This window comes from Methanosarcina sp. UBA289 (assembly GCA_002496565.1).
Lineage (GTDB): Archaea > Halobacteriota > Methanosarcinia > Methanosarcinales > Methanosarcinaceae > Methanosarcina.
This window is the reverse complement of record DAKJ01000023.1, coordinates 17222-41691: the sequence shown is the minus strand read 5'-3', so window position 1 is coordinate 41691 and position 24470 is coordinate 17222. Positions and strand designations below refer to the sequence as shown.

Here is a 24470-nt window from a genome sequence, read left to right as displayed (position 1 = left end):
TTTGTCCTATTTGGACTTCCTTTTGCTTTGATGAGAAACCCTTAGTTGGAAGCAGAAACGCTACAGAATAATGGTTGATTTTACAATGCTTTATTAAGACCCTATTCGGGAACATAAAAATGCTAAATTAAAAGAAAGAAGGATTAAGAAAATCCCTCATTCTTGAGAATTTATCTGTTCTTCCTGATAATGTAGGCGACTAACAGCAGTCCGAAGATTGCTGTGGCAATCTCAAAGCCAGGAGTTTTTTTCTCTGTTGCAGTGGTGTTTGCAGCAGCCGGAGTTTTTGTAACTGAGGTCTCCGTAGGAGTGCTCGCGTTTACACTTGGAGTTTCAGTAATGTTCGCAACCGGAGCTGGAGTAACACTTGTGTTATTGGTGCTTGTTGCGTTACTCGGAATGGTTGTTTCGTTACCGATGATCTGCTGAACGTATGGATAGTATCTGAGCTCATCGGAGTCGGCGACCTTGAAGTACATTCCCTGTCCTATTTCCTGATCAGAGTCTCTAGTCAGACTGAATGTATTTTTGTTATCGATGGTAATGGTAGGGCCGTTGATGGCTACATCATCAAGTTTGCCGAATTTATCACTAGTATTGATCTTCATGGCGTTTGCGTAGTCAATGAGCCAGAGACCTTTAATCTGTGCAATGCTGTCGACTGTGCCCTGGAAGACCTGGTTGACATGGACCTTCAAGACAGGAACATTGTCTTCGCCCTGCACGTTGTCAACTTCGCAAGTCCAAGTATGATTTCCAGTATCAGTTGAGACGATCTGGTCATCCACATACTGTCCGTCCTTATCGAATTCAAGCCAGACCTTCTTACCATCAACATCTACCTGCTTAGCCTGGAGACTGTACCCACTACCGAGGTCAAGGGTTTCGCCGGTTCCGAGGGTATATTTGGTATCACTGTCAAGAACGAGCTTGGCAATCTTACTGGCGTCGTTGGGTTTCAGCGGGACATACTTCTGCGCAAAGAAGCCGAGAACTGGGTACGTTCCATTGAATGCATCACTGGCCTCATAATCAACACTCTTTATGGTGGTGCTGTAGTTGAGGCCATTTTCAGGAATAGTTCTTCCGCTAATGCCAGAAACGCTCAAAGTTTCGGTTCCAACGTTCTTATTCAGATCGTAGAAGAAGCCAGCAAAGTTGTCTGAAGTCCAGGTGTAAGGCTGTGTGCCAGAAACAACGGTTCCTCTTATATCATAGGTTCCAGGAGTTGTTTGCTGCTTAAAGGCATAGAACCTAAGCGCATCGGAGTCAGCAACCCTGAAGTACATTCCCTGTCCTATTTCCTGATCAGAGTCTCTAGTCAGACTGAATGTATTTTTGTTTTTGATGGTAATGGTGGGCCCGTTGATGGCTACATCATCGAGTTTGCCGAATTTATCGCTAGTATTGATCTTTATGGCGTTTGCGTAGTCAATGAGCCAGAGAGCATCAATCTGTGCAATGCTGTCTACTGTGCCCTGGAAGACCTGGTTGACATGGACCTTCAAGACAGGAACATTGTCTTCACCCTGCACGTTGTCAACTTCGCAGGTCCAGGTACGATTTCCAGTGTCAGTTGAAACGATCTGGTCATCTACATACTGTCCGTCCTTATCGAATTCTAGCCAGACCTTCTTACCGTCAACATCTACCTGCTTAGCCTGGAGACTGTACCCACTGCCGAGGTCAAGGGTTTCGCCGGTTCTCATAGTGTACTTGTCGTCACTGTCAAGAACGAGCTTGGCAAGCTTGCTGGCGTCGTTTGGTTTCAGCGGAATATACTTGTCTGCAAAGAAGCCAATCACGCTGTAATTGCCCCAGCCGACATCTTTATTCTTGTATTCGCTCTGTCCGATTGTTGTCGTATATATTAAACCGTCCTCTCCTATAGTCCTGCCAGAAGTACCAGCAACGTTTTTAATGGAAAGAGACTCGGTTGTCACATTGTCGTCAATGTCGTAATAGAATGCTGCAAATTTGTTAGCATCCATTGTAATAGTTGTACCGTTACCATATGCGGTATTTGTAAGGATGTCGGTTAAACTTGTGCCATTGTACACAGGGCCGCGGATATCAACTGTACTCACTACTGAGGTTGTATTATTCTCAGCCATTGCGGCGGATGCAAACACAGTCAGAAGCATGAGAGCTGCCAGTGCACTTGCTGCAAATCTCTTCATTTTATTGTTTCCCCCATATTTGTTAGATCTATTATTTGTAAGAAGAATTATCAGAATCAATAATGAAGGGATTTCACCATTCTTCATCAACCAAATTTTATCTCACGTCAATTGACGAAGATGGATTCACTTCTCCCCATCCCGAAAATTGGTTCACAGATTTTTATAAAATAGTGTCTTATATATCTTTTTTGGTCGTTAATTTATGTAGTCTAAGGGAGCGTGGTGAATTTTCGATAATTATCGACGTAATCTGTATATTATACCGTCAACTATACAGAACCTTAATTATTCGAATATTGTACTAATATTCGACAATTGTACTAATTTTCGAATAATGTACCAGAATAATTATTATATTTAGTGAGGAATAAAAAATGAAGGTTATTGCGGTGATTAATCGGGATCAACACCGCAAAATATCTTAGGCCTTCGTCATATGAGGATGTGGCGGGTTTTTCCAAGTTTCTTCCATGTTTCCCGCCACAATAAATAATTTAAACTTTTGTTCAGTAAGCATAACAATTTTCGTCCATTTTTATCCGGTTGAATTTTAATGAAGTAGGACTTAGGGAACGAGACTAACCCATAACTTTGATCATTTAGCAGTACCTGATTGATGTTTCCCTTACGTTACCTACAACATCGCTTGTGGTTCGGTTTAAATGCCATACTGAAGGTCTTTTAAAGGAGTGTTAAGTTTACCGGAAAAAAATAGGAAAGCTATATTTCGATCATATTGGAATAATATCAACCAAGCGATGGATGACTAATTACTTAAAGTTCTTGAATTCCCACGTTTCTATAAAACTATCAACCAGAGTATCGAGAAAACTTTCTTTATAGCATATAAGGAGTTCAACAACTGCGGTAGGATCAATGATTGTAAAGTTACTTATCCTTCCGGTTTTTTTTCTTTCAATTACTCCAGCTTCAACAAGTTTGTTCAGATTCCAGGAAATGGTTGAGGGTGAGAGACCAACAGCTAGAGAGAGATCTTTATTATTAAGGTCAGGATTATTGAGTAGTTGGATGAGAATGTGCCTGCAGCTGGATCTCCTTAACAAAGACAGTATTTTTATCTCTTTTTCGTTTAAGTTCTTATCTATTACAAAATAGCGAAGGTAATCATCGTCATTTGAAGCTACTATCAGTTTTTTCTTTTCTAGATAATGAAGGTGATACTGCAAGCTGCCCACTACCAATTTCAGCCTTCGCTCGAGTTCTCTAAAGTGGACTCCAGGAGATTTGTTTATTTGTTCGTAAATTTTCCTTCTAGTCTCAAGATCTAGTTCCATTACTATCTTACCTTTTTGTGATTATAATAAGGAAAAACAAAGCAAGCGCCGCGAATTTAGTAAACTTCCCCGAACCTCGGGTATCCACCCGCTTGAGGAAAAATACTTGCTGCATCCAAGATCGATATGAAAACAATCTGCATTCAGTATAGTAGAAAAATAAGTTAGGAATAAAAGTAACTGAACACTTACTATTTATTACAAAACGACGGCTAGTTCGTTATAAAATAATGGTTAATTTGATGCCTGAAACGATAGCTTCAAATACTGAATTATGATTGTTGAATAGAATGTTTGAAGCTTTGAGCTCCTTTATTGCCGATTACGGTTACCTGAACCTCTTTGTCCTGAGCTTTCTGGCTTCCACAATTTTGCCATTAGGATCGGAAGCGCTGGTGGTAGCTCTCATTTATCAGGGATTTAATCCTTTTGCTGTTGTTCTAGTAGCGACTTCAGGTAATTATCTCGGATCATGCACAACGTACTATCTCGGGCTAAAAGGGCGTCTGGTACTTGAGAAATACCTTTCTCCTTCTCCTGAGAAGCTTGAGAAAAGTGAAAGGCTCTTTAAAAAATATGGCATTTACACCCTTCTTTTCACTTGGGTGCCAGGTATTGGAGACGCGATTACTATGGTTGCCGGGATTATGCAGCTTCCTTTCCGATACTTCTCTATCCTTGTCTTCCTTGGGAAATTCGGGCGTTATTTTGCAATCGCTTATTTGACAGTCTTTTTTAGCAAATGATTTACGATTTCGAGATATATTTATTAATTCTTTCTTGAGTCTCATTTATTTAAGTAATCTTTTTCCTGAACCTCATTCATTTAAGTAAACTTCTTCGTATATTTTAATTCCATCTATCTTCCTATTTCCAGGCATATACTCCAAAAATTCTTCTTTATACGGAGCAAACAGATACATTTATGTAATACGAAATACTATGTTTAATTGTTAAAGCAAATTTAATTGATTTTATTGCTTTAATTTATTTTTATTGCCTGTCTTCCAGGTCTTTAAAAACGGACTCGATGTCTAACTATAACCTCCATTTTTTATTTTTTGATCTTTTCTTTTTCCTTTCTCTTTTCTCATTTTGTACTCAATTTAACTTGACATTTCACAAAACACGAATTACTTCAATAAATTTCCTTACCTTTGTCTTTCGGCATTGTACTGGATTTATATATTATTGTACAGGACTTATCACGTAACCCACAATTTGCTTCTTTTAATCAGTTTTCAGATAATCAATGGGGTTTTATCATGATAATACTCTGAAACTCTGATGACTGCAGAGTAAAACGGCTTATGGGGTATGTTCTGAACCAAAAATTATTCCGAATCAAAAAAGGTAAGTGATTAAGATTTCCATTGGCTTAAGTTTATTTTTTTCCTTTCTGCGGGATATCTGGAAGTTTGCTCGAGAGTATCTCCATCGAGCGATATTTGATATATTCGAAAACCGGATTATAATTATTAAATTTTATTTCTAATTGTTATATTTTATTTATATTTTATTTATATTTTATTCTTCATCTATTGAACTGACATATCTGGGAAACAGGAGCATGTAATTTTCCTGATAAGATTTTCCATCCTCATTGATATCAAGACTCCATATAATCTCAGGTTTTCTTGTTATTGATCTTGTTTGAATCGTCTAATTCCTCCGAATTCTATCTCATTTAAAAATTTGCTCTTTTTCTATATAGGTGCACGTTTCCCGAGATTGAATATCCCGGGATGAACGTCATCTTATTGTATGTCTGTTTGCTCTTGGATAGAGGATTGAGTTTCTACCCAATCTTACTAAACTCGAAAACTAAGTAAGGATATGGATTTGGGTAACGGACCTTAGCTTCATAGGTAATGTGAATTTAGAAATAGGGAATATCCTTTACAGGTCAAACGTATTAAAGAAAAGCTGTGCTGATTTTGGCAGAAATGGATAGGATATAAAGCTTCCTGTTCTGGAGAGGAAAAAGCTAAGTTTTGTGAAAACTGAAGTATAAATATAACTTGTTCTGAACTTAAGTTCTGTCCTCAATTTGCCCTTCATTTTTTCCTCTTTTCCTGCAGCTGTTTTTCACATTTACTCATATGCTAGGATAGATCCATCCTTTTTTATTTTCATTTTCAGGACTATTTTTCTAAATTCCTCATAATTTTATATTATGTTATAAGGTTTTGTAATAATAAAATTTAAGAACTTATTAAATATTCCAATTTAATCCTATAACTGAAAACTGAGTATTTATGAATTCGTCCTTCCTTAAAGAAATCAACATCAAAGTCGGGTGTCACTCCTGGAAACAGTTTCAACACTGATTTTTAGTAATAAATCTCCAGTTTTTTGTTTCTTACAGGAAAACTGAATATAAACCGCCTGAGAGAAAAAGTCCCTTCCTATGGCATTTCTCCAAAAAAACGTATGAATCCCTGCATAAATAATTATTTTCTAAAGATAACTACTTATTTATAAAAGCGCCGCCAAGTTTGCTTGATGAGCTTATCCCGTAAATCAAAATTTGCTCTTTGAATTTAGTCTCTGGGTGACTGATCGAGCTTCTTATCGTGAAAGATCATCCTTATCAATCCCGAAAATCTTTGATTATCAGGAGCGAGATGGGGTTTGGGATCGGCTCGAAATAGAATACTAATATAAGGTGTCAGTATGTCCGAAAAGCATTCTAATTCTCATCCTCAGGAAAAGGAGGGCAGTTCCGAACAGCTCCATGAGAATATTCGAAAAAACAGACTTTTCACTTTCCTCTCTCGTTTTCACGCCCATTCTCATGATCACTCCTATACTCATTCCCACGTGCACAGTCACACTCATGGGACTGTAGACCCTTCCATACTTGCTACTAACAAAGGGCTCTGGGCAGTAAAATGGTCGTTTATCGGGCTGATGATCACAGCAGTTCTGCAAATTTTCATTGTTTCTATCTCGGGAAGTGTTGCCCTTCTTGCCGATACCATCCATAACTTCGGGGATGCATCAACTGCAATTCCTCTTGCAATAGCTTTTTCCCTGGCCAGAAGAAAACCAAGCAAACGCTTTTCCTACGGATATGGCAGAGTAGAGGATCTTGCAGGTATAATCATTGTTCTCCTTATCCTTTTCAGTGCCGCGGTTGCGGGTTATGAGTCTGTGAACCGCTTCTTAAACCCTCAGCCTGTTGAACATTTGCAGGCTGTAGTTGCTGCCGCAATTATAGGCTGTATTGGAAACGAGGTTGTGGCCCAGTTCAGGATGAAAATCGGAAAGGAGATAGGGAGTGCAGCCCTTATTGCAGACGGATACCATGCCCGAGTGGACGGCTTTACCAGCCTTGCAGTCCTCATAGGAGCCATCGGAATCTGGTTGGGATATCCGATCATTGACCCTGTCATTGGAATGTTAATCACGATAAGCATCCTCAAAATCGTCTTTGATTCAAGCAAGCTAGTATTTACCCGTCTTCTTGACGGCGTTGAGCCCGAAGTCATCGATAAAGTAAAAAATATTACTGAAAGTGTAGAAGGAGTCTGTGAAGTCACGGACCTTAGAGTCCGCTGGATAGGACATCGGCTCCATGCGGAGATTAATGCTTCCGTTGCTCCTTCTCTTTCGGTTGGGGAGGGGCATGAAATCGCCAATGCAATAAGAGAGAAACTTCTTGAAAACTTTTCTTACCTTTCCGGCACCACTATCCATGTGGATCCTCTTACAGCTTCAGGGGAATGCTGTCACTGTGAGCCTGAGAATCGGGAAGTACTGCATGGAATACAAAAACATGTTTTAAAGGCTTATTCCCAATGAAATCTTAAAAAAATTGTAGTTTTAGTTGGCTTTTTACTGTAAGAATCTCATCTTTCTAAAAACTTGTCTTAATTTCTTCTTCAGGTTCCGGTGAAATTGCCGGAACCTTCAGGCTATTTTCAAGTAAAAAATGCAATAATTTCCTCAAAATACTTTATTTTGCCCTTTATCTCAATTGATTGGGTAGTGTAGCGAAAGTTCTGAAAAATCATAAATCTCGAAAAGTTACTATACCAAATTGTGAGATCGTATCCAGAAATTCAACTTTGAATTTGTAGAAAATTGGTCTACTGTCGGTAAGTCTGATTACTAACTTATAGAAAAAAAGTAGTCAATCATTAACACTCAAAGAAAATCGATTCGTATATATTTATCTATTAAATTTTTATAAAGATTGCTATTGATGCTGTTTTATCTACTCTGAATAATTATTTTTATTTTTGAAGAATAAATCCCCCACTCTTTTTAGATTTAAACTTCAATTTTTCAATTTAAGGGTTTATTTTTTTCAGAGAATAACCCCGGTCTTGTATTTGTTGTCACTTTTATGAAATTTGTCTTCGTTACAGTATTGCTACCTGCCACATTGGTCACTGTAAGTGTAACCTTATAGTTTCCTTCCTGTAAATACTGATGTTTTGGACTCTGTTCTGATGAAGATGCTCCGTCTCCAAAACTCCATTTCCATGAAGTCGGTATTCCTGTGCTTTTGTCAGTAAAGGCAACCATTAATGGTGCTTTTCCTGAGGTAGGTTTCGCAGAAAATGAAGCAACTGGTTTTGTTACTGCTTTTATATAATCTGCTTTTGTTACCGTGTTACTGCCTTTACCATTTGTTGCTGTAAGTTTAACAGTATAACTCCCTACTTTGGAATACTTATGCGTTGGATTCTGCTGGGTTGAAGATGTCCCGTCTCCAAAACTCCATTTCCATGAAGTTGGCGATCCTGTGCTCTTGTCAGTAAACTTGACTGTCAATGGGGCTTTTCCTGAAGTTGGAGATGCAGAAAATTCAGCAACCGGGGAGGTTGAAGTGGTAAAACTAAAGTCATCAATGACATAGTAATTGGCAGCACCATTAATGACTATACTTGAGATTCCTGACTTATTGCTTATATTAAGATTATACATTATTGGGCCGTGGTTATAACCATCAGTGTCTGGGATGCCGGTTTTAGTCTCTATTAATATACCATTTGCGTCATATGCATCAAGATATAAGTTGTCTTTTGACCAGTAATAAACTTCAACGTCAGAAACCGGATTGGTAAAATTGGCCTGAATTCTACCATCAGTAAAACTACCTGCAACATTTATTCCTGATCGTGGTGGATATCCTCCAACGTTTAAACTCTGACCAGCTGTTAAAATTTGTGGATCCCCTGAAAAAATCACACCTAGGTCTATGTACTGATCGGAAATGACCGTCCACTCTGATAAATTTTCAAAATCAATTGTAGCAATGTCAGAGAAGAATATTGGATCCGATGAAAACTTCACACCTTGATCTTCGTGCTGATTACTAGCAAGTTCACTAGATAATAATGCCGCAGAATCACTTGCAGTATCTGTAGATGCCATAACCGGAAGAACTGATACTAACAAGAGAACGAAACCTGTTAGTAAAACCAATATTGGCGAATTTTTATTCATATTATACCCCTAAATATTATATGTTGTAATTTTTATTCTTATGAAGTTTTTGTGATAAACATAAATTTGCTTTATTTGTAATTCAGTTAAGTAATTTGTTAACCTAAAATGGCTATTCAAATCAACAGGAAACATCGATTTCCAAAGTTTGGGTTTACATAAATCACTACAAAAATAACCACATTATTTACATTTTATATATTGGAAAATCGATGTATTCTGTTTTCACCGAATACAGAAGAAAGCACGTTTTATTCTTATCCCCGTTTTTGCAGTACATTATAACATATAAATATATAACATTTTGTAAATATATATTCAATATCTAAATATGTTTAATATGTTATATGGTCGTTCATAAATATTTATATAAAAGGTTCCGTTGCAAAAACTTCTGAATGAGCATTTAAATCGGTTCTGTTGCAAAAATAATATTTCCTCAGTTTGATATTATTATAATTCTTATCTTTATGTGTCGTTTTCGCTTGAATGAAAATGTTTAACTTTCCGAATTGTGATAGTTTTTAATGATTTTGTGAAAAAGCCAGATTTTTTGCACCACGACCGGAAATATCATATTTAATTTGTTAATCAACATCATACTTAATTTGTCAATCAACATAATGGAATTATTTAAATAATTACTATAAGAATTTGTAGCTGCTATAATTCGTTGTTGGATTACTTTGTTGGTTTGTCTACTCATCTCACAACATATCTTTAAGGGATCTAAAAAAATGAAAATATCTTCCGCTATTATTCTATTTATTTTACTGTTACCTGAAATAGCTGGAGCAGCAAACCAAAATGATATTAACCAAGAGCTTCAGCAGGGAGGTAGAATTCACCTTCCTGCTGGAACTTATATTTTGACAGACTCAATAATTCTTCAATCTAACACCATTCTAGAAGGTGAACCTGGAACTGTAATCACAATTCCAGATCACGCTGGGTGGCCTGCATGGAAACCATTAATTTCAGGAAATCGTGTTCAAAACGTCACAATTCGAAATTTAGAAATTAATGCAAACAGCAACGGCAATTCAGAAACTCCTCATGGTGCAGGATTTTATAACTGCATCTATATGATCGATTGCGATAATATACAGGTTTATAACTGCACTTTTCACGATAGTTTGGGAGATGGCCTGAGAACCAAAAGATGTGAAAACATTAAATTTTATAATAATCTTGTTTACAGACTCGGGCATGAAGGCTTCTATGGTATTGATAGTCAATATATTGAATGCTTCAGTAATCGAATAACTACAAGAACAAACAGTGGCCTCAGGATCTGGAACTCTGCAAATGTCAGATTCCATGACAATGTTATAGATGCGCAATTGGATGCCGGTGGTGGTGATCCTGGCATCCAGATAGAAGATTCAAAAGGTACTGTAAGTAATGTGGAGATCTATAATAATGTCCTTAATAGAACGTGGGGAAAAGGTATTTGGTTAACTGCCTATGATGCCGGAGTCTCAAACATTCAGAAGGTTCAGATTCACCACAATTTGTTCTATGAAACAGGGCAGAGTTATAATATTCCATCTACAGGAGGCATAGTTAATGATGGATTCCAGGGCACTCAGATTTATAACAATATTTTTGATGGGGTGAAAAATAATGCTTTTAGAAATCAAGCCGGAGGACAAGGTACAATAATAAAAGATAATGTTTTTACAAATACAGCTCAACATACTGCAATTTCTCAGACGGGAACAGGGTATGCGATTGCTGATCTTGTAGGAGCAAACCTTTCTGTAGCTAACAATTGTTTTTACAATAATGAAAAGGGGGATGTATATCAAACAAGTTTTTCTAATTCCGATTTTAGAGATCCTAAAACTAATCAGACTTCTTCAGGTTGGACCTGGACAGGCTCAACATGGACATGTAATTACGTAAAACCAATGGGATTAGGCTCTGTTCCACTTACTACAACCATTAGGTTACAACTAATGGCAATAATATACAGCATATTGTATTGTACAACATTTGTACACCATTTTTAAATTTTTTTAAACTTAACGCAGTATAAAGTATGTGATATTACTAATAAGTATGTGATACTACTAATTTTGCAGCACTAAAGTCATTTAAAATTACTTCTTATACGATTTCTTATAATAAAGTCCTTTAAGATACGATTTCTTATAAAAACGTGCTCGGTATAGACTCCACGATATTTTCTGAAACACAATATTTTTCCTGTAAAACTATTGAATTATCTGGCTGCCTGGAAACTTGCCGTTTTCAAGTTAGATAATCATTATCTCGTTTCATATCTTATTACAGTTTATCACATTAGAAACATAATTTATTTATTACATTAGCTAAATATATCAAATGAGGTCAATCAATGATAGGCTCAAGTGAAATTATAATGATCTTTGGAGTAATCATACTTTGGATTCCTATAATTGTACTAGCTTTTCTGTCAATTAAATATCTCATTAACCGAAGCAAGACACACGTGTGTGAAGGAAAGTCTGCACTGGATACAGCAAAAGAAAGATATGCTAAAGGTGAAATTACAAAAGAGGAATTTGAAGAGATAAAAAATACTCTGATTTCAAAGTAGTAACCTTAAAAGTCTTTTATCTTTTGCGTTTGACTGGGGAGCGATTGTTAGATGAAGTTACTTTAGGTATGATCTTACTGCAATTGAGAATATCTCCTGGGAAGGGTTGTATCCTTTTTCTTTATGTTCAAATTTTTTGTCATACTCTTCTGCATCATTTTCATTAATTTCTAATACTGGACTATATTTATACTTCCAGTTGTGCCCTTTAACAACTCCTTCTTTTAATTCTAAAGCAAGCATGCTGTAAGGGTATTCACCATTCATATCGCTAATATTGAAATCTTTGCTGCTTTTAAAACCGTGCTTGCAATAGTTACAGGGGTCACCGAATATAACAATTACATTTATTCCATCGTTTTTAGCAATATCAATTGTGTGGCGAATTAACGCACTGCCTACGCCTTTCCGCTGATATTTTGGTAATACACTTATGGGGCCAAAACTAGCAATTTCTATCTTAATTCCATCTTCCGAATACAACCAGGCTTTGGTGTACATAATGTTACCAATTATTTCGCCATTATATTCTGCAACAAAATCAAGTTTCTTAATAAAATCAGGATAATTTCTCATAATATGTACTAAATAATGTTCGTTACAGCCAGGTACATAGAGATTCCAAAATGCTTCTCTTGTTAAGTTTTCTACTTGATTAAAGTCCTCTACTTTTTCATTGCGAATTATAAAATCCATGATTAATTCCTTTTTACTTTTTATTCAGTATAAGTGTCTGATTAGTATTAATTACAGCAGTTCAATGATTTTAAATATTATTATATTGGGCGTATATCGTTTAAATGCAGTGGTTTTTGCCTAAGATTACTGCATTTTTCCTTTTGTCTCAATAAATAGCCTTCAATTATAACTCTATTCGAGAAAAAATACATGATTTTATGAAAACAACTGTATACTAAGTAATATAACTCCTGTGCAGCTACACATGATGACCAGATCACATAGCTTAATGAAGTTACATAGAAACAGGCTGTTTATATCAGAGCTTATTCAAGAAAACGGAAAGTTAAATACAAAGATTTTGCCTGAGACAACTGAGAAAAAACCACAATGGAAATTTTGGAAAACATAGGATAACTAATGGATTAGTTTAAGCAATCCACATTTTCATTTTTTACATAAGCCCCACATATATTTACATACGGACATGTCGGTTGATCTTCTTTTTCGAACCATTCTCTAGATAGACATCTTCCACTGTTAAAATCTATTGCTTCATATGGTGACACAAGTCTCAGATAAGCACGACCGTTAAAAATTCCACATACTTGTGTGGTTTCTTCATCTTTCAAGGTTTGGTTTAATGCATAATAAACAGACCCAAGAAACAGATTTACTTTTACTTCGTAATCAGAAAGCGTTTTAAATATATCCTCAGCTACAAGTATATTCCCTTCTTTATCTGCAAGACTACGATGGAAATAAGATATTTTTGGTTCAAGCTCTCCTTTTTTTCTTCTTTCAAGGTCACTGCAATATCCAATACTCGAATGATTTATTGCATCTCTGATGTTTTTCAATTTTGGGGACCAATCATTGTGTCCATCTGCTAATGCTTTTCTTATTTCAATTGGCACTCTTTCATCCATATGGACTAACTTTTTAACTTGGTTCCCACTAAGTTTTCCGACAGCGGCATATTTAAACAGTCTTGAAGTTGAGTCCGAGGGTACACATCGATAATTCCCATATACAGCTGCAATAACAGTCCGAGTACAATCCACCGAAGAATAAAGTTCACAAAACATACTATCAACAATAGCTGCTAATTCTTTATAACAAATAGCAGTGGAGTATCCTTTTTTAATCAACTCTTCATAATCTTTATCCAAGCCATGGACTAATCTTTTAGAAAGATTCATTAAAGTAATATACCGATCAAAATGCTCATATGTACCAGAAATAGCTGACTCCACGTCTTGGCTAAATGAATATGTTGAGCTATGAAAAAGCTTAAACTTCCAAATTTGTCCCCACAAATGAGGAACAAAACTAATGGGCGGTTTTAAACCAATTAAGTCATCTTTTTTATTCTCTTCTACCATAAACTTACATATAACATTTTTTTATTTATGTATATTGATTTTTATCAGCGGACAGATAAAGTAGATGAAGGAAACTTACATAGTCAAAATAAAATGAAAAATGAAAACCGTTTAATTTTTTCAATTTTGTTGCTTGTATGCTTTTCTAGACTCAGTTATTCTGCAACATATAAGATACAACACTTATGGCCGATTACCACCCAGTTAAATGTCTAAAACGAGAAAATAAGCACAAAAGCGAAGCGTTTCTAAACTGGGAAAATATGGGTGAGCTTCTTATAACCAAATACAGGGGCTTAGAATCAGCCGTCTTTTACTCTCAAGTTAAGCCAGGATATACTCATGGATGTTTTGAAATCTTAGACGGTTTTTTCCTTTTTTACATGTATGTTCTTTTATGTTCGGTTTACACTTTTTTTAGCAGTTCTCTTGCTACACATTTTCCTGCATACAGCAATATAATTAAGCATGTCATAAAGAATCGGTGGTCTGGTCCTGGGAATGATATAAGTGGAAATGATATCGTGAGAACAATAAGTCCTAATGCAAACCACATAATTACTTTAGTTATCCAGTTTGATGAATCATTAGAATAAGCGCGTGTTATTTTATAGCATGTCCACGTTCCTAGAAGAATAGATACCATAAAGGAAAATGCGGCTAGAAATAATATTGCTTTTATTAATGAACCGTTGTCAAATAATGTATCATTTTCATATTCATTAAAATTGATTGTTTCGATCGCATATACTAAGAGCCATAGTAGTAATGCAGAGAACCCGATAATTTGGATTATTCTATCTTTTGTAGAATATATAGATGGTTCGATTTTATTATAAGTCCGAAGACTTTCAGTACCCAATCAATCACCTTTCTCAAAACTTAACGATTAACCTTAGGCACGTCTTCCTAAATTTATCTTTCTATTTTCAAATAATTTTTTACTGAAGCTTTTCTGTACTCGATCATTTTTTACTCATGGATGTTTTGAAATCTTGGACGGCTTTTTCCTTTTTACATGCATGTCCTTTCGTGTTCGGTTTCCATTTTTATTAACAGTTTATCTCTTATGTATTTTACTGCAAACAGCAACACAATTGAGCATATGTCAAAGAGTCGGTTGGATTCTGGGAATAATATAAGTGGAATTGGCATCATGAGAACAAGTAATCCTAATGTAAACCACTTAACTAGTTTGATTATCCAGTTTGAAAGATTATCAGAATATGTGTTTTTTGTTTTGTAGTGTATCCATGTTCCTAGAAGAATAGAAATCATAAAGGAAAATGCGGCTAGAAATAACAGTGCTTTTATTAATGAACCGACATCAAGTAATGAACCGTCGGCATATTCGTTAAAATCGATTGCTTTGATTTCATATATTACAATCCAGATTAATAATGCAGAGAACCCGATAATTTGGATTATTCTGCCTTTTATAGAATATATAGATGGTTCGATTTTATTATAAGTCCGAAGACTTCCAGTACTCAATCAATCACCTTTCTCAAAACTTAACGATTAACCTTAGCACGTCTTCCTAAATTTATCTTTCTATTTTTAAACAAATTTTTACTGAAGCTCTTCTGAACTCGATAATTCCATAGATAAGAGGAATATGTAATTTTTCACCAATTACCACCCAGTTAAATGTCTAAAACGAGAAAATAAGCACAAAAGCGAAGCGTTTCTGAACTGGATGGAATTATGGGGGAGCTTCTTATTATTAAATACAGGGCTTAGAATCAGCCGTCTTTTACTCTCAAGTTAAGCCAGGATTTACTCACAGCTTTTTTGAGATCTTTTCCATTACGTATTTTCCTAAATACGTCAATGCAATTAAGTATATACCAAAGAACCGGTCGGATTCTGGAAAAAATATAAGTGGAATTGGCATCATAAGAAAAAATATTCCTAATGCAACCCATTTAACTGAATTAATTATCCATTTTGACTGGTCATTAGAATAAGAATTTATTTTATAATACGCCCATATTCCTAGAAGAATAGATACCATAAAGGAAAACGTGGCTAAATATAATATTAATTTTATTGAATCGTCTTCGTATTGGTTAAAATTGATCGTTTGGATCGCGTATACTACTAGCCATAGTAGTAATGCAGAGAACCCGATAATTTGGATTATTCTATCTTTTGTAGAAAATGAAGATGGTTCAATTTTATTATAAGTCCGAAGACTTTCAGTACCCAATTAATCACCTTTCTCAAAAATTAACGATTAACCTTAGGCACGTCTTCCTAAATTTATCTTTCTATTTTCAAACAAATTTTTACTGAAACTTTTCTGAACTGGGTAGGGGAAATATAGGCGAGCTTCTTATAATCAAATACAGGGGCTTAGAATCAGCCGTCATTTACTCTCAAGTTAAGCCAGGATTCATTCACGGATATTTTGAAATCTTAGATGGTTTTTTCCTTTTTTTACATTTATGTTATTTCGTGTTCAATTACCATTTTTTAACATTTCTTCTCTTACGTATTTTCCTGCATACGTCAATGCAATTAAGTATGTCGTAAAGAATCTGTTGGATTCTGGGACTAATATATATAGAATTGACAGCATGAAAACAAAAAGTCCGAATGTAAACCACTTAACTAATTTAATTGCCCAATTTGATGGATCATTGGCATAAACGCGTTTTATTTTATAGTATGTCCACATTCCTAGAAGGATAGACATCGTAAAGGAAAATGTGGCTAGAAATAATAGTGCTTTTATTAATGAACCGTCGTTAAGTAAATAACCGTCTTCGTATTGGTTAAAATTGATTGCTTGGGCCGTGTATACTACTAGCCATAGTAGTAGTGCAGAGAACCCGATAATTTGGATTATTCTATCTTTTGTAGAAAATGAAGATGGTTCAATTTTATTATAAGTCCGAAGACTTTCAGTACCCAATTAATCACCTTTCTCAACACTTAACGATTAACCTTAGGCATGTCTTCCTAAATTTATCTTTTTATTTACACATGCTAACTTTCGCTCTGGTGGTTTGCTCACTTTGATAAAAAACCTGCTTTGTTTGCTAAAATCTGCTTAAATTTGCTATCCAAGGACAGCCAAAAAACCACTTTTCAGCTTAGGTAATTACAAGAGTTAATTAAAATCGACTACTATTCGTTTAACTATTGGAAATGTAATTTTAAATTACAGTAGTTGATGTACTTTATTTTGTACTTCATGTGCGTTAGTCTGCACTCAACAGAGCTTGACCGGATAAATCGAAAGAAGTAGAGCCATTTTCCAAGTCTATGTATCTATTAATTCAACTTATCTTGTTCTTCTCTATATTTCTATCACCTTTGAAACATTCTTACATAAAAATTAATTTTGTAAGCTCTTACGCACCTGCTTCTCCATCACCGTAACCTTTATGTAAGGAATAACGCAATCTAACTTGTCTTAAACTCAGTAACGTTTACTTGAGTAGCTTGCTAGTTTGCTTGCGTGGTTCATTAGTTTACTTGAGTAGCTCATCATTTTGCCTGAGTAACTCCTTCATCTTTACCTGATATCCCGATGGTGATCCCATGCATATAATGGAAGGCTTTTTACCCACACCCTGGTGGCAGATCTGGTTTGCAGTATCCATTCCAGTGATACTGTTCGGAATTCATAAGTTGAATAGACTGGTAAATGAAAAACGTGAGATTTTACCTCTACTGGCTGTTGCAGGTGCGTTTATTTTCGTGCTGTCCTCCCTGAAATTACCTTCTATAAACGGAAGCTGCTCGCACCCCACAGGAACCGGGATTGCAGCAATCATGTTCGGGCCGGCAATCTCTGCAGTGCTTGGGATAATTGTTCTTATCTACCAGGCACTTTTCCTTGCGCATGGGGGACTTATGCCTCTTGGAGCAAATGTTTTCTCAATGGGAATAGCAGGGCCTGTGGTTGCATATCTGATATACAAGGCGGGAATGAAAGCGAATCTTAACTTCTACGCCGTGGTTTTCCTTGCTACAGCCTTTGGGGATTGGGCAACCTATGTAACTACCTCTGTACAACTTGCTCTTGCATACCCTGCTGGAGATGTGCTTACCCTTGCAGGTTTTATGAGTTCATTCGGCAAATTTGCTGCAATCTTTGCAGTGACTCAGGTGCCCCTTGCAATCATGGAAGGTGCTGTCAGTGCCCTGCTCTTTAAATACGTCGTAAACGTCAAGAGCGATATTCTTGTGGAAATGAAAGTCATTGAAGACAAAGTTGTGAAAAAGCTGAAGGGGATTTCCGCATGAGCAGGAAACTGGAACTTATTGTACTTGCAATTCTCCTGATCTTTGCAGCTCAGTTCATCTACATGTCTTCAACTACTGACGCTGAGTACGGAGGAGCTGACGGAGAAGCTGAAAAAGTAATAAATGATATTACTGGCGGGACCTACGAACCAGCTGCAAAACCTTTCTGGGAACCACCAAGCGGAGAAATTGAAAGCTTGCTTTTCGGCCTTCAAGCAGCCATTGGGGCAGGAGTTCTCGGATACTTCTTTGGCTATTACAGGGCCAAGAAAAACTATGAAAACAAGCTTGGGTACAAAGAAAATGGTAAATCCGAGGGTGACAGGCACTCTTTATAATTTCTTCTTCCGCCATGTTTGTTTCCTCCTTTAAAGGGAGGAAAGTTTTTATCTTTTGCCTTTTATTTTTAACATTCATTTTTAGTCTTATCCACCATCCTTGGGGTTCCCTATGACCAACATTCTTGATGATTATGCCCTTATGAGCCCTCTCAGGCAACAAAATAACTGGTTGAAACTGGCAATAGTTCTTTTCGGGCTGCTTGTCGGAATCTCTTCCACATCCCCAGTCCCTTCTCTTTTCATAGCTCTCTGTATGAGCTTTACAACAATTGCTCTCGGGAAGGCTCCCTTAAAATTATACCTGAAACTTTTGCTCGCACCGGTAGGTTTTGCAGTCGTAGGTATCCTTATAATTGCCTTCTTCTCAGGTTCGGGGCAGGAATTGCTCTCCTTTAAATTTCTAGGGTATCCTCTATCAGTAAGGAAAGACGGGCTTGAGCTTGCCCTGCTAGTACTTGCAAGATCAATAAGCGGGATGTGCTGCCTTTACTTCCTGGCGCTGACAACACCAATGATCGAACTTTTTGCATTGCTTAAAGCTTCCAGGCTTCCTGAATCTTTTATAGAACTCTCCATGTTGATTTATCGATATATCTTCGTCTTTCTTGACATGGCTCTCTCCATCAGGTATGCTCAGACTGTAAGGCTAGGGTATTCAAGTTTCAGTCGGTCTCTCCATTCTCTGGGCATGCTTGGAAGTACGCTTTTTATCCGTTCCTGGGAACAGGGAGACAAGCTCTTCCTTGCTATGAATTCAAGATGTTATGATGGAAAAATGACGCTTTTCGAAGTGCACAGGCCTGTAGGAACTCCTGAATTACTTCTTACTTCAGCCTATTTTTTCCTGACTCTTGCACTTCTTTATCTAACAAAAAACGCATCTATTGTCTGAGGTAGAAGATTATGATTATCCTTGAGGCCAGGGGCCTTAAATATGCTTACCCTGACGGAACAGTGGCTGTTCAGGATCTGAATCTTGAAATTAAAAAAGGAAAAAAGATTTCTTTTGTAGGGCAGAACGGCTCAGGTAAATCTACACTTTTCCTGCTTCTAAACGGAACACTTAAACCAGCCGAGGGCGAAGTTCTTTTCCACGGCGTTCCATTCAAGTATGATTCAAAGTCGCTAAGGGATATCAGGAAATCCATAGGAATAGTTTTTCAGAATTCCGATGACCAGATTTTTGCTCCCACTGTATACCAGGATGTAGCCTTCGGGCCGGCAAATCTGGGCTACTCAAAAGAAAAGGTTGATGCCTGCGTTCAGCAGGCGCTTGAGTATGTGGGTCTCTCTCGTTTAAAAGATAAGCCGCCTCATCACCTAAGTGGAGGGCAGAAGAAACGCGTTGCAATTGCCGGGATTATGGCAATGGAACCAGAAGTGATCATCCTTGACGAACCTCTCTCTAATCTTGATCCTGTAGGCGCGGATGAAATTATAGAATTACTTAACGAATTTAATCACTTCGGAAGCACTATTATTATTTCAACGCATGATGTGGACCTGGCATATCGCTGGTCAGATTATGTATTCCTCCTATCAAACAGCAAAATCATAGGGCAGGGCACACCGTCAGATGTTTTCAAAGAGCCCGAACTCCTCAAAAAGGCCGGGCTCCGCCAGCCCACTACCCTTGAGATCTATCACGAGATCGAAAGGAGAGGGCTTGCATATGGTAGGAACTCCCCTAAAACCATACCTGAACTTGTCAATACCTTAAAACCTCTGGACCTTATGTGGGTTGATGTTCCTCCAAGAGTCCGGGAAGGAGACAGCCTGAACATTGGAGTTATGTATGGAGAATATGCGACCCAATCCCCTTATGAGGCTATTAACGCTACAGTTTTGCATATCCATCCTAATGGTAGGGCTATTGTTGAGTTAAAGCGCAAAGGGATCAAAGCTGGCGGAGTCCTGATTTACGATACTGATAATTATTCCCTATCAGAAATAAAACAAATTCTTAAGGAAGGAGAAATCGCCTTTGTTGGAGCAATGGGCAAGAAAAGTAAAACCCTAGCCGAGAAGGATGGAATCAGGCTGGATGTTTCCTCAGGGGTAATAGACAAATCTATCTTGATGGCGCTTTGTGGAAAACGCTGTCTTATCCTTACGGCTGGCGGTATGGTTGATCATGCCTCCAAAAGAATAAAGGAATATGTGGAAACAAGCGGTATAGAATTTACTGTTGGAGTGGTTAACAGGGAAGAAGGCTGTGCGTGGCTCGAGGAGACCGAGGGCAGCACTGAAATGCTAAAGATGTAATTTCTCCTCCTTCTTCTCTTCTCTCCTCTTTCTGGATTTTCTAGGTTTCAATAATTTCACTAATTTCACTATAACCACTTAAATATATTGTAATTGATGGATAATCTAAAAATTCATTTTAAAGTTCATTTCTTTTTACACCGGATAGTCAGGTTAAGGAATAGATTCATAATATCTTAGCTCCAACACTATTTACAAGAGCAAATAATCGGATCATTCGAAAGCCTGGAGTTTTCCAGTCCGAAAAAAATGATCTGTCCCTTGTGAATGCTCTATTTGAACGGGGAGGTTTGATAGTATGCATAAAATGAATAAACTATCTATAGATAATTTGTACATTCCATCCAAGCTGCTAATTATAATAGGCGCTCTTAACTGGGGTCTTGTAGGGCTCCTTAACTTTGACCTTGTAGCGGCTATATTTGGAAAGAAATCTTTTGTCTCGCGGCTAATCTACACTCTTGTGGGCCTGGCTGGAGTCTGCATGATAATGAAATACAAGGCACAATGTTTAGTTAAGCATGGGGGGCAGCCAAAGGGCGAGCGCAAATATAGCGGTAAGCAATACAGTTGGAGCGGGATTCAATAATATGGAAATTGCCTTTTCAATCGGATTTGCTTAGAATGTGTCTTAAAATGTGTCTTAAAATGTTATCTAAATAATATGTGCTTGCAACACCAAGTACATATTAATCTCTTTTTAATCTCTTTTACCTGTAAGTTTTTTAAATTAAGTTTAGCAAAATAAAGCTCTGGCTCCCATATTAAAGTATATTCGGAGTCTAATCTTAACTGGGTCTAAAACTAGCTTGTAATATCAGAGCTATCTGCTGGGTAGGTTTTCTTTCTAAAAAATATTGTTAGAGAAATGTTTTAAGAAAAAGCAATTCATTATAATAATATTATTGTATTATAATTAGTCTTCAAGTGGGGTATCACGGCTATTAGTTCCAACGATCTTTAAATTTTTTCAATTATATTTATTGAAAGGGCGCATAGCTGTGATCATTTTCCAAGGTTGAAAAGGAAACTTTAGAAAAGGGGGATAACATGAGCACTCAGAGCCAGGTGGAAAGCAGGTCTCGCAAAATAAAAGGTAAAGCCAGAAAGACTACAGGAAAGGCTTGGTATGCAGTAAGAAGTATCGTGAAGATCCAGGAGGATGGACCATGAAGGGTATCGCAAGTCTTCCAGAACATCATGTAAGGGGTATTGCGAAAACACCATCAGCTCGCTCAAAAGGTCTCGGAGATATTGGAGAAGCTCTTGAGGAGGCTGTAGGCGGTCTCGCTAGTAATTTACAGGGAGCCGTAAGCAATCTAACAGAAGAGACTACTGGGACTGGAGGTGGCCTAGGAGGAGTCATCACCAATACCCTTGTAGGCGAGCTTACCAAAAATACAGGGGGTCTTATAGATAAGCTCACAAAAAGTGCCGAAGGCTTTGTAGATGAGCTCACCAAGACCCTTACAGATAAGCTCATCAAAGCCCTTACGGATGAACTCACCAAAATTACAGGAGGCCTTACAGATGAGTTCACCAAAACTGTAGGAAGTTTTATAGATGAGCTTACCGACATAATTTTGGAGATCGCTTATGGAATCTCCAAGATATTGGAAAACTTACTGAAAAGGCTAGGTGTGGTCTCATAAACAATCTGTTGGCGTGCCAGAAATCGTACCGAGAAGTCTAAAGCTATTTTACTCAAATGGGAAAAATCTCTATTTTAAGAGAACTGTAAAAACTTTACTTTTTTATAGCTGTGTATAGTAACTAGAAAAAAGAAAAGGGAGGTAAGCCTTTGGAAATTGATTTCTCTCAAAGCTATGTTATGAGAGTAAGTATGTCCTAAACGGATTGCGTAACTGAATTCTTGTTATATCTCATAGTAAATTTGGCTCTGTAGAAAACCTATCTAAATCAGCTACAATAGGCTGAAAACAAGGAAGTAAAAACAGGTTAAGCTATTCAGTTCAAATTAATGAAAATTCTTTATTTCAGAGGACTTCTACAGAACCGTAAATTTCCCTTAACATGAGTGCGTCTTCTTCTAGGACAGGGCTTTCAAGTATCACTCTTCCTCTGATTTTAAATTCTTTTAAGGCTTTCATAAGTTCGGGGTAATTGAGATCTGATTCTTTCAGGTTAAGATGCCGCTTTTCCCCATTCATGCCGTATTCTACTCCTGCGATATGCATGTGCATATTCAAAAGACCTTCCTTTCCAAGGCTTTCCTCGACCATGGAGAGAATTTCTGTAAACTCAGAATAAGAATTTTCCTTCCCTTCTCTTGCATGCAGATGGCAAAAATCAAGGCAGGGCAGGACTCTTTCGATTTCCGCGCTTAGCGCAAGCACTTCTTCAAGCGTTCCAAACTGCGTACGTTTGCCCATAGTTTCAGGGCGCAGGATTGCAGGGATTCCTTCGTTTCGGAGTTGCCCAGCAAGCTCTGAAAGAGCTTTTGACACATTCTCAAAAGTATGTTTTTTGCTGCTTTTCTGATAAAATCCTGCATGAAGTACGACTGATTCGGCTCCGCAGAGGCTGCCTATTCTTGCGGCCTGGTAAATTCTTTCTATGCTCGCTTTTAATTTATCTTCTTCATAAGAATTTAGGTTGATATAATACGGGGCATGGACACTTAGGGCTACTTCTTCTTTCTTTGCAGTTTCCAGGACGTTTTTCGCCCCTTTTTCACTCATGCGCACTCCCTGGACAAACTCAAGCTCCATACAGTCAAGACCAAGTTCTCTTATCCGTTTGATTCCTGAAACACTGCTTGTTCCTTTTGTACTTCTCGGGATTCCTCCGGTTCCGAAAAGCAGGTGTTTTGAGGGCATTTTTAAGTATCCTTTCAGAAAATTCCCACGAAATCCTTTAGCTGCTTTGCCTTCTCAGGAGACAGCTTTTCGTCAATTACTGCAACCAGCTCTTCAAGGTCTTCCTCTACCAGAGATTGGACATCCTCCTTTCCTTCCAGGGCAAGCCCTACAAGGTAATCAAGTTCCTCAGGGTTCAGCCTCTCTAGCCTTTTCCTGAAGTCTTCAGGTGATTCGGCAAATTTGTGTGAAACCGGACGCAGGATAAAAGGAAACTGGTGACCTGCCTCCCTGGAGGTCAATCTTCCTCCGGCTTCAGGAGCAAGCTTGTTAAAAATCTCAATATCCTTCTGTGTAAACTCTCTGGGCATACTATCACTTTATGTTTCTATCCTAATTTATATCTATTTTAATATAAATGTAATTGAGTCTAACTCTTAGTGTTAGTTAAACTGTTTATTTCTAGTTAGACTGTGAAGTGCTCAATGCTTAATGTTCTCTTTCAGTCTGCCGTGCCTGTCAATTTCACCTTTTGCAATCCTTGTCGAGGAAATTGGGATTCCGTCTTCAGCCATTACATATTCAACGTATACGATTTCAAGGGGCTTCTTTCCTTTTTCTTCCCTGATTCTATTCATTTTAAGGGCGACTGGATACGTCTCAGGAGAGACAATTATATAATCGAAATTCTCTTCGAGAGCAGGGCCGTAGGGGTCATTCAGCTTTGTAATCTCATATTTGTCATCTGGAATTCCCATTTCTCTTATGTATTGCAGCAGCCAGTTTCTCCTTTTTTCATAATTATCAACGCTGTGGCTTTTACTTAGCATCTCGTCCGAGGTAAGCCCTATGTGGACTTTTCCATCCTTTGCTATCTCAAATGCTTTTTTAATCAGTTTGGCGTGGCCGTCATGAAAATATTGAAACGTACCGCCGACTGCGACCTTTGGCATGATGGGTGATAATCTACTAAGTAAAAAGAATTTTTGGTTTTTTCCGGTTTTTTAGATATTTTCACTTATTTTCTCTCTTTTTCCTCTTATTCTTCTCTTTTCCCTCTCTTTTCTCTCTTCCTTATTTTTTCTGGGCTTTTAAATGTGAGTGCCAGAAAAAGCTCTCTTATTTTTCCTCTATTTGTCAGGTTCCCCAACAATATAACCGTGATTTAGAGGCGCTTTAAAACACTTTCACCCCGCTTAC

The 24470-nt window shown here is 37.4% G+C and carries 21 protein-coding genes and 1 pseudogene; 11 read left to right on the top strand and 11 right to left on the bottom strand.

Annotation, left to right across the window (positions count from 1 at the left end):
- Positions 1-170: 170 nt before the first annotated feature.
- Both BP549_RS12780 and BP549_RS12775 read right to left on the bottom strand, forming a co-directional pair.
- Positions 171-2180 (bottom strand): S-layer protein domain-containing protein, encoded by a 2010-nt coding sequence (locus BP549_RS12780; protein ID WP_292381181.1) that lies wholly within the window; start codon positions 2178-2180, stop codon positions 171-173.
- A gap of 773 nt (positions 2181-2953) precedes the next feature.
- Positions 2954-3478, bottom strand: coding sequence for a winged helix-turn-helix transcriptional regulator (locus BP549_RS12775; protein WP_292381179.1), 525 nt, complete (start codon positions 3476-3478; stop codon positions 2954-2956).
- 290 nt (positions 3479-3768) lie between these two features.
- On the opposite strand from BP549_RS12775, the gene BP549_RS12770 reads away from it, so the two are divergent.
- Both BP549_RS12770 and BP549_RS12765 read left to right on the top strand, forming a co-directional pair.
- Positions 3769-4224 (top strand): YqaA family protein, encoded by a 456-nt coding sequence (locus BP549_RS12770; protein ID WP_292381177.1) that lies wholly within the window; start codon positions 3769-3771, stop codon positions 4222-4224.
- A 1930-nt stretch (positions 4225-6154) separates the two neighbouring features.
- The gene (locus tag BP549_RS12765; protein WP_292381175.1) at positions 6155-7285 is read left to right on the top strand and encodes a cation diffusion facilitator family transporter; all 1131 of its coding nucleotides are present in this window, start codon (positions 6155-6157) and stop codon (positions 7283-7285) included.
- A 486-nt stretch (positions 7286-7771) separates the two neighbouring features.
- Here BP549_RS12765 and BP549_RS12760 read toward each other — a convergent pair.
- A pseudogene (locus tag BP549_RS12760) lies at positions 7772-8314 on the bottom strand (PKD domain-containing protein); the annotation flags it as partial.
- A 1361-nt stretch (positions 8315-9675) separates the two neighbouring features.
- Here BP549_RS12760 and BP549_RS12755 point away from each other — a divergent pair.
- Both BP549_RS12755 and BP549_RS12750 read left to right on the top strand, forming a co-directional pair.
- Positions 9676-10953 carry a right-handed parallel beta-helix repeat-containing protein gene (locus BP549_RS12755; RefSeq protein WP_292381174.1) on the top strand — a complete coding sequence of 426 codons (1278 nt, stop codon included), beginning with the start codon at positions 9676-9678 and terminating at the stop codon, positions 10951-10953.
- Positions 10954-11300: 347 nt separating this feature from the next.
- Entirely contained in the window at positions 11301-11522 is a 222-nt protein-coding gene (locus tag BP549_RS12750) for an SHOCT domain-containing protein (protein ID WP_292381173.1), read from the top strand.
- Between the two features lie 57 nt (positions 11523-11579).
- Here BP549_RS12750 and BP549_RS12745 read toward each other — a convergent pair whose 3' ends face one another.
- The 5 genes from BP549_RS12745 to BP549_RS12725 form a co-directional block, all read right to left on the bottom strand.
- Positions 11580-12218, bottom strand: a complete 639-nt coding sequence (locus BP549_RS12745) for a GNAT family N-acetyltransferase (RefSeq protein WP_292381170.1) — start codon at positions 12216-12218, stop codon at positions 11580-11582.
- A 407-nt stretch (positions 12219-12625) separates the two neighbouring features.
- Entirely contained in the window at positions 12626-13585 is a 960-nt protein-coding gene (locus BP549_RS12740) for a hypothetical protein (protein WP_292381168.1), read from the bottom strand.
- Between the two features lie 406 nt (positions 13586-13991).
- Positions 13992-14447: a hypothetical protein gene (locus BP549_RS12735; RefSeq protein WP_292381166.1), complete on the bottom strand. Its 456-nt coding sequence runs from the start codon at positions 14445-14447 to the stop codon at positions 13992-13994.
- 152 nt (positions 14448-14599) lie between these two features.
- On the bottom strand, positions 14600-15079 hold the full coding sequence (locus BP549_RS12730) for a hypothetical protein (RefSeq protein ID WP_292381163.1): 480 nt from the start codon (positions 15077-15079) through the stop codon (positions 14600-14602).
- A 970-nt stretch (positions 15080-16049) separates the two neighbouring features.
- A complete protein-coding gene (locus tag BP549_RS12725; RefSeq protein WP_292381161.1) occupies positions 16050-16505 on the bottom strand; it encodes a hypothetical protein in 456 nt (151 codons plus the stop codon).
- A gap of 632 nt (positions 16506-17137) precedes the next feature.
- Between BP549_RS12725 and BP549_RS12720 the strand changes: the two genes are divergently transcribed.
- From BP549_RS12720 to BP549_RS12690, 7 genes are all read left to right on the top strand, one after another.
- Positions 17138-17845, top strand: a complete 708-nt coding sequence (locus BP549_RS12720; protein WP_292381158.1) for an energy-coupling factor ABC transporter permease — start codon at positions 17138-17140, stop codon at positions 17843-17845.
- Positions 17842-18183, top strand: coding sequence for an energy-coupling factor ABC transporter substrate-binding protein (locus tag BP549_RS12715; RefSeq protein WP_292381156.1), 342 nt, complete (start codon positions 17842-17844; stop codon positions 18181-18183). The genes BP549_RS12720 and BP549_RS12715 overlap by 4 nt, the downstream gene beginning before the upstream one ends.
- A 112-nt stretch (positions 18184-18295) precedes the next feature.
- Positions 18296-19078, top strand: coding sequence for a cobalt ECF transporter T component CbiQ (gene cbiQ / locus BP549_RS12710; RefSeq protein WP_292375187.1), 783 nt, complete (start codon positions 18296-18298; stop codon positions 19076-19078).
- 11 nt (positions 19079-19089) lie between these two features.
- Entirely contained in the window at positions 19090-20451 is a 1362-nt protein-coding gene (locus tag BP549_RS12705; RefSeq protein ID WP_292381153.1) for an energy-coupling factor ABC transporter ATP-binding protein, read from the top strand.
- A 298-nt stretch (positions 20452-20749) separates the two neighbouring features.
- Positions 20750-21040 carry a DUF378 domain-containing protein gene (locus tag BP549_RS12700; protein WP_292381152.1) on the top strand — a complete coding sequence of 97 codons (291 nt, stop codon included), beginning with the start codon at positions 20750-20752 and terminating at the stop codon, positions 21038-21040.
- A 461-nt stretch (positions 21041-21501) separates the two neighbouring features.
- Positions 21502-21624, top strand: a complete 123-nt coding sequence (locus BP549_RS12695; RefSeq protein ID WP_292375180.1) for a hypothetical protein — start codon at positions 21502-21504, stop codon at positions 21622-21624.
- Entirely contained in the window at positions 21621-22103 is a 483-nt protein-coding gene (locus tag BP549_RS12690; RefSeq protein WP_292375177.1) for a collagen-like triple helix repeat-containing protein, read from the top strand. Before BP549_RS12695 ends, BP549_RS12690 begins: the two co-directional genes overlap by 4 nt.
- 345 nt (positions 22104-22448) lie before the next feature.
- On the opposite strand, the gene BP549_RS12685 is transcribed toward BP549_RS12690, so the two are convergent.
- The 3 genes from BP549_RS12685 to BP549_RS12675 form a co-directional block, all read right to left on the bottom strand.
- Positions 22449-23291 carry a TIM barrel protein gene (locus tag BP549_RS12685; protein WP_292381149.1) on the bottom strand — a complete coding sequence of 281 codons (843 nt, stop codon included), beginning with the start codon at positions 23289-23291 and terminating at the stop codon, positions 22449-22451.
- 14 nt (positions 23292-23305) lie between these two features.
- Complete coding sequence (locus BP549_RS12680; RefSeq protein ID WP_292375171.1) at positions 23306-23641, bottom strand: hypothetical protein; 336 nt, start codon at positions 23639-23641, stop codon at positions 23306-23308.
- Positions 23642-23752: 111 nt separating this feature from the next.
- Positions 23753-24223, bottom strand: a complete 471-nt coding sequence (locus tag BP549_RS12675) for a phosphopantetheine adenylyltransferase (RefSeq protein ID WP_292375168.1) — start codon at positions 24221-24223, stop codon at positions 23753-23755.
- Between the last annotated feature and the right edge of the window lie 247 nt (positions 24224-24470).

Coding starts and splice junctions, on each gene's coding strand:
- BP549_RS12690 (WP_292375177.1), top strand. CDS start 21,621: ATGAAGGGTATCGCAAGTCTTCCAGAACATCATGTAAGGGGTATTGCG.
- BP549_RS12775 (WP_292381179.1), bottom strand. CDS start 3,478: ATGGAACTAGATCTTGAGACTAGAAGGAAAATTTACGAACAAATAAAC.
- BP549_RS12685 (WP_292381149.1), bottom strand. CDS start 23,291: ATGCCCTCAAAACACCTGCTTTTCGGAACCGGAGGAATCCCGAGAAGT.
- BP549_RS12740 (WP_292381168.1), bottom strand. CDS start 13,585: ATGGTAGAAGAGAATAAAAAAGATGACTTAATTGGTTTAAAACCGCCC.
- BP549_RS12755 (WP_292381174.1), top strand. CDS start 9,676: ATGAAAATATCTTCCGCTATTATTCTATTTATTTTACTGTTACCTGAA.
- BP549_RS12780 (WP_292381181.1), bottom strand. CDS start 2,180: ATGAAGAGATTTGCAGCAAGTGCACTGGCAGCTCTCATGCTTCTGACT.
- BP549_RS12675 (WP_292375168.1), bottom strand. CDS start 24,223: ATGCCAAAGGTCGCAGTCGGCGGTACGTTTCAATATTTTCATGACGGC.
- BP549_RS12680 (WP_292375171.1), bottom strand. CDS start 23,641: ATGCCCAGAGAGTTTACACAGAAGGATATTGAGATTTTTAACAAGCTT.
- BP549_RS12705 (WP_292381153.1), top strand. CDS start 19,090: ATGATTATCCTTGAGGCCAGGGGCCTTAAATATGCTTACCCTGACGGA.
- BP549_RS12715 (WP_292381156.1), top strand. CDS start 17,842: ATGAGCAGGAAACTGGAACTTATTGTACTTGCAATTCTCCTGATCTTT.
- BP549_RS12700 (WP_292381152.1), top strand. CDS start 20,750: ATGCATAAAATGAATAAACTATCTATAGATAATTTGTACATTCCATCC.
- BP549_RS12745 (WP_292381170.1), bottom strand. CDS start 12,218: ATGGATTTTATAATTCGCAATGAAAAAGTAGAGGACTTTAATCAAGTA.
- BP549_RS12770 (WP_292381177.1), top strand. CDS start 3,769: ATGTTTGAAGCTTTGAGCTCCTTTATTGCCGATTACGGTTACCTGAAC.
- BP549_RS12750 (WP_292381173.1), top strand. CDS start 11,301: ATGATAGGCTCAAGTGAAATTATAATGATCTTTGGAGTAATCATACTT.
- BP549_RS12695 (WP_292375180.1), top strand. CDS start 21,502: ATGAGCACTCAGAGCCAGGTGGAAAGCAGGTCTCGCAAAATAAAAGGT.
- cbiQ (WP_292375187.1), top strand. CDS start 18,296: ATGACCAACATTCTTGATGATTATGCCCTTATGAGCCCTCTCAGGCAA.
- BP549_RS12720 (WP_292381158.1), top strand. CDS start 17,138: ATGCATATAATGGAAGGCTTTTTACCCACACCCTGGTGGCAGATCTGG.
- BP549_RS12765 (WP_292381175.1), top strand. CDS start 6,155: ATGTCCGAAAAGCATTCTAATTCTCATCCTCAGGAAAAGGAGGGCAGT.